General features: G+C 31.0%; 5 protein-coding genes and 1 pseudogene. All 6 read left to right on the top strand.

Annotation, left to right across the window (positions count from 1 at the left end; translation table 11 throughout):
* Positions 1-219, top strand: a 219-nt coding sequence (locus ACGH49_RS06425) for a hypothetical protein (protein WP_411588700.1), incomplete at its 5' end; no start/stop codon positions are given.
* Between the two features lie 104 nt (positions 220-323).
* Positions 324-1568 carry an alpha/beta hydrolase gene (locus ACGH49_RS06420; RefSeq protein WP_411588698.1) on the top strand — a complete coding sequence of 415 codons (1245 nt, stop codon included), beginning with the start codon at positions 324-326 and terminating at the stop codon, positions 1566-1568.
* A 159-nt stretch (positions 1569-1727) separates the two neighbouring features.
* Positions 1728-1946, top strand: a pseudogene (locus tag ACGH49_RS06415) (transposase); the annotation flags it as partial.
* 108 nt (positions 1947-2054) lie between these two features.
* Entirely contained in the window at positions 2055-2291 is a 237-nt protein-coding gene (locus ACGH49_RS06410) for a hypothetical protein (protein ID WP_411588793.1), read from the top strand.
* 173 nt (positions 2292-2464) lie between these two features.
* A complete protein-coding gene (gene htpX, locus ACGH49_RS06405; RefSeq protein ID WP_411588696.1) occupies positions 2465-3334 on the top strand; it encodes a protease HtpX in 870 nt (289 codons plus the stop codon).
* A gap of 136 nt (positions 3335-3470) precedes the next feature.
* The coding region (locus ACGH49_RS06400; RefSeq protein ID WP_411588694.1) for a peptidase U32 family protein at positions 3471-5219 on the top strand (1749 nt) is incomplete at its 3' end.

Here is a 5219-nt window from a genome sequence, read left to right as displayed (position 1 = left end):
CAATTAATTGATTTTGAAAAACATACTAGAAATAATACGCAATGTCGTATTCAAATAGCTAAATTAGCTTTGAAAAAAAGAAATTACTCAAAGGTGATTAAGCAATTGGATCAAGCTTTTAATAATAACTTTAGAATGATGCCATTGTCTGTCCTAGATATCTATTTTAAAGCATCAAAAGAAACATTAGCAAATGAACAGCTTGATAAGTTACATTAAAAGTTTTTGATAATTAATAAAAGCAGATTTAGCAATAAAATATAACAATACTAAATCTGCTATATTAGGAGTAACACCTTAAAAAAATTAATGAGGATATAAAAATGGAAGAAATGGAATGTAATATTTCGGGTATCAATATTAAATATAAATTTAAACCCAAAAAATATGATAATAATCATTTGATAATTGTTTTTTCTGGATTTGGGGCCGCGTCGGAGTTTACTTATGATTTTGAAAATTTGCTACAAATATCTAATGCTAATGTACTATGGATCAAAGATGACTTTTATGGACATTGTTGTTATTATTTATGTAAAGAAATGAATTTTGATATAGAAAAAGCAATAATAACATTTATTTATGAAAAAATAGAACACTTAAAGCTCTCTAAAAAAAATTGTTCTCTAATTGGTTTCTCCAAAGGTGGATCCGCTGCTTTATATTATGGAATAAAATATGATTTTGAAAATATATTAACCACAGTTCCCCAAACTTATATAGGTAGTTATATCGAAAAATATTGGCCTGATGTTGCCAAGCATATGATGGGGGAGACGTTTAATGATAATGAAATTGCTACGTTAAACTCAAAAATCATTAACTTGTTAAAAAATGATAATAAAAAACAAAAGAATATATATTTAATAACATCTAAGCAAGATATACAATATAACACAGAAATTGTACCTCTTATTGATGAGTTGTTTAAATATTCAAATATGAATTTCATAATATCAGAATCTATTTTTGTGCGAGCACATAACCAAGTTACCTCCCACCACTCACAATTTATATTAGGCATATTGTATATTTTAACAAATAATATTGCGCCACATTTAGGGTACAAAATTTTAGAAGGCGAGCGAAGAAAGGAAATTGAAGATAAAAGTGGAAATCCAGTTATTGATATAAAATATATCAATTTAAATAATAACCTCTTATTTATTGAAGGTGTTGCACTTTTAAGAGGGATTGAATTTAAAGAATATGAAGATGTGGACTATTTTCTTAAATTTACCAATATAGACTCTCAGGAAATTATTAAACTAAAATTAGCCAAGATGCATAAAGCTAATATAACGAAAGAATACTATAATGGCGATTTTGTAATTTATGATAAAGCTTGGGTTACTACTCATAAAAATCAGGGGGTGAGTCTTGAAAAATTGGAGAAAGGTTTATACGAATTGCACCTTTTGATTTATGCTAATCATGAAAATTTTTTCAAAACCATTCAATTAAACTCAAATAAAGTTGTAAACTTACAGAGCAAATTTAAAGGTGTAAATTACGCTATTAAACAAATAGAAAATCATTTGATATTAAAAATATCAAATGATCAATAAAGTTTACTAAAACGTATAGCTTCCCCCGAAATTTCTTGGCAAGTGTTATTAAATTAACTATGACGCTTGTCGAACTCATATAATCTTGTAACTATCCCCTAAAATAGTACAGCAAAAAAGTAGAAAATTCTCTATGATAAAAGAAAAGGGGATTTAATTATGAAAAAAATGACTGAACATCAAATCGTCGCTATTTTAAAAGAAGCTGAAGCGGGTATTCCCGTTAAAGAACTGTGCCGTAAATATGGCATGGGTAATTCAACTTTCTATACTATAAATGGCGAGAAAAATACGGCGGAATGGAAACTTCGGATATCAAACGCTTAAAGGAGCTGGAGGCTGAAAATCGCAAGCTTAAGCAGATGTTTGCCGAACTGAGCTTAAAATCCCAGCTTCAGGAAGAAATTATAAAAAAGCTTTAGGCCCACAAAGGCACGTAAAACGTGGGCACAGCAACTACAACAAAATCATTCAGTTACTATTGCTATGAGTTGTGCCATTGTTGGCTTAAGCCGTTGTGCTTACTATTATCTACCTAAGTTACAGGATGATTCAGTGATTGTTTCGGTATTGAATGCTATCACTGACCGGTATTTACGCTGGGGCTTTCCTAAATGTTTTAATCGTATCAGAAAGCTCGGCTATAAATGGAATCATAAACGGGTGTATTGTGAGTTGAAACTTAATATTAGGGCTAAACGTAAAAAGCGTAGTTCACCATGAACGCTAGAAAAGCTATCGGTCTCCAATAAACAAGTATTAATATTTTAAATATAACTATATTAATAGTTGTATCTACTATCTATTTTTGTGATCATATATGCTATATCCTTAATCGCAATATTGCGATTTATTTTTATCATTTGAAAATTAATATATCGAAAAAGAGAAAAATTATGATGCGAATTGGATTATTTATTCTAACTAACTTAGCCGTTATGTTTGTATTTGGAATCATTCTAAGTATCTTAGGCGTTGATTCACATAGTACGCTAGGTTTACTTATTTTTGCAGCAATATTTGGTTTTGGAGGATCTTTTATATCTCTTCTTTTATCTAAGCGAATGGCTTTGCGGTCAGTAGGGGGAGAGATCATTACTCAACCAAGTAATAGTCAAGAACAATGGTTACTTGATATTGTTCGTCGTTTATCAACAGAACTTAATATAAAAATGCCAGATGTTGCCATCTATCATGCTCAAGATGTTAATGCTTTTGCAACCGGCGCAACTAAAAATAGTTCTCTTGTTGCAGTAAGTTCGGGTTTATTAAATACTATGACTCAAGATGAAGCTGAAGCGGTAATTGGTCATGAAATGAGTCATATAGCTAATGGTGATATGGTCACAATGACTTTATTACAAGGTGTACTTAATACTTTTGTTATTTTTATTTCAAGAATGTTAGCATCCGTTGTAGCTCAAGCATTGGATGATCGTAATCGTGGTTTATCACAATTAGCGTATTTCTTGATAGTTATGGTATTTGAAACAGTATTTGGTATTTTAGCAAGCCTTATAGCAATGTGGTTTTCTCGTTATCGAGAATTTCACGCCGATGCAGGTTCGGCTAAATTAGTAGGCAGTACAAAAATGATTGCTGCGTTAGAAAAACTAAAAACTAGCCATGAACCAAGTGAAGATACTTCAATTTTAGCATTCTGCATTAATGGTGCGAAAAAAGCAAAATTTTCTGAATTGTTTATATCTCATCCACCATTAGAAAAACGTATAGAGGCTTTAAGGAATGAAACTTATCGGAACTAAGGCTAGATGATCTATATCAAATTTATATTCAAACACATACTTTCCTGAATTTATTTTACAAGTATTATTAATTTTATAATAATGCTTGTAAAATAAAACCAAATTATTCACTAGTTAGATTTTCAAAGAGTTTATAATGTCATATCTTGTCACCAATAATAAATTAGAATTGCTTAGTCCCGCTAAAAATATCGAGATTGCACAACAGGCTATTTTACATGGTGCAGATGCAGTCTACATTGGCGGACCAAATTTTGGTGCCAGACATAATGCTGGTAATTCGGTCAGTGATATTGCTCAGTTAGTCAAATTTGCTCATCATTATTATGCAAAAGTATTTGTAACCTTAAATACCATTCTTCATGATAATGAACTTGAACTAGCAAGACAACTTATATGGCAATTTTATGATGTAGGTGTTGATGCATTAATTGTGCAAGATATGGGCATTTTGAGGATGGATATTCCTCCTATTGATTTACATGCTAGCACTCAAATGGATATAAGGACACCTGAAAAAGCCAAATTTTTATCTGATGTTGGTTTTTCACAAATAGTATTAGCTCGTGAGCTTAATTTAACTGAGATAGCTAAAATTCATGAGCAAATTGATGCAAAAATAGAATTTTTTATACATGGTGCGCTTTGTGTGGCATTTTCAGGACAGTGTTATATCTCACATGCACAGACAGGGCGTAGTGCAAATCGAGGAGATTGCTCTCAAGCTTGTCGACTTCCTTTTACCTTAAAAGATGACCAAGGGCGCATTGTTGCTTATGAAAAACATTTGTTATCAATGAAAGATAATAACCAATCAGATAATTTGAACGAATTAATTCAATCAGGTGTACGATCCTTTAAAATAGAAGGACGTTATAAAGATCTAAGTTATGTTAAAAACATTACAGCTTTTTATCGTCAAAAATTAGATACTATTTTATCAAATTCGTCTAATTTACAATCGGCGTCAAGTGGCCGAACTGAGCACTTTTTTATACCAGATCCTCACCAAACATTTCATCGAGGAAGTACAGATTATTTTGTACATGGAAGAAAATCCAATATAGGCGCATTCGATTCACCTAAATTCATTGGTTTGCAAATTGGTGAGATAACTCAAATTACACCTAAAACTATCGATATTAAATCTGAGAAAATATTAACCAATGGAGATGGCTTAAATGTACTAATAAAACGAGATATCTTTGGATTTAGAGCTGATAAGGTGGAGAAACTTTCGGCTAATCAATATCGAATTTATCCAAATGAAATTCCTAAGCCGCTTTTTTCAGTTAAATTACCTTATATAGTGAATCGAAATCTTGATCATGTGTGGCAACAAAATTTATTGAAAGAATCAAGTAATCGCAGAATTGGCGTGTCATTTAAACTATATAATATTGAAAAAGGTATAGAGCTAATTGCAAAAAGTGAAGAGGGGCATTGTGTCAAGTTAGAACTTAATGGGAAATTCGAACTTGCAGAACAACCAGATAAATCATTAAAAAACATTAGAGATAATTTATCTAAATTAGGAAAAACTATATATTATCTTACTGATTTTGATTTAAATTTATCAAAAATTTATTTTATTCCAAGTAGCCAACTAAATCAGTTTCGAAGGGATACTATTAATAAACTGACGGCTAAAAGATTAACAAGTTATTGTCGCCGAAAACGTAAACCAGAACAAAACCCAGTTCCGTTTTATCCTGAAAATCATTTGAGCTTTTTGGCAAATGTTTATAATCACAAAGCAAGAGAATTTTATACACAACATGGAGTTGAATTAATTGAAAGTGCCTATGAAGCACATGACGTTAAAGAAGATGCGCCCTTAATGATAACCAAACATTGTTTACGGTTTGCGTTTAATTTATGTCCA

It is taken from the genome of Gilliamella sp. BG7, assembly GCF_046635565.1.
GTDB classification, from domain to species: Bacteria; Pseudomonadota; Gammaproteobacteria; order Enterobacterales; family Orbaceae; genus Gilliamella; species Gilliamella apicola_P.
This window is presented reverse-complemented; position numbering and strand designations above follow the sequence as displayed.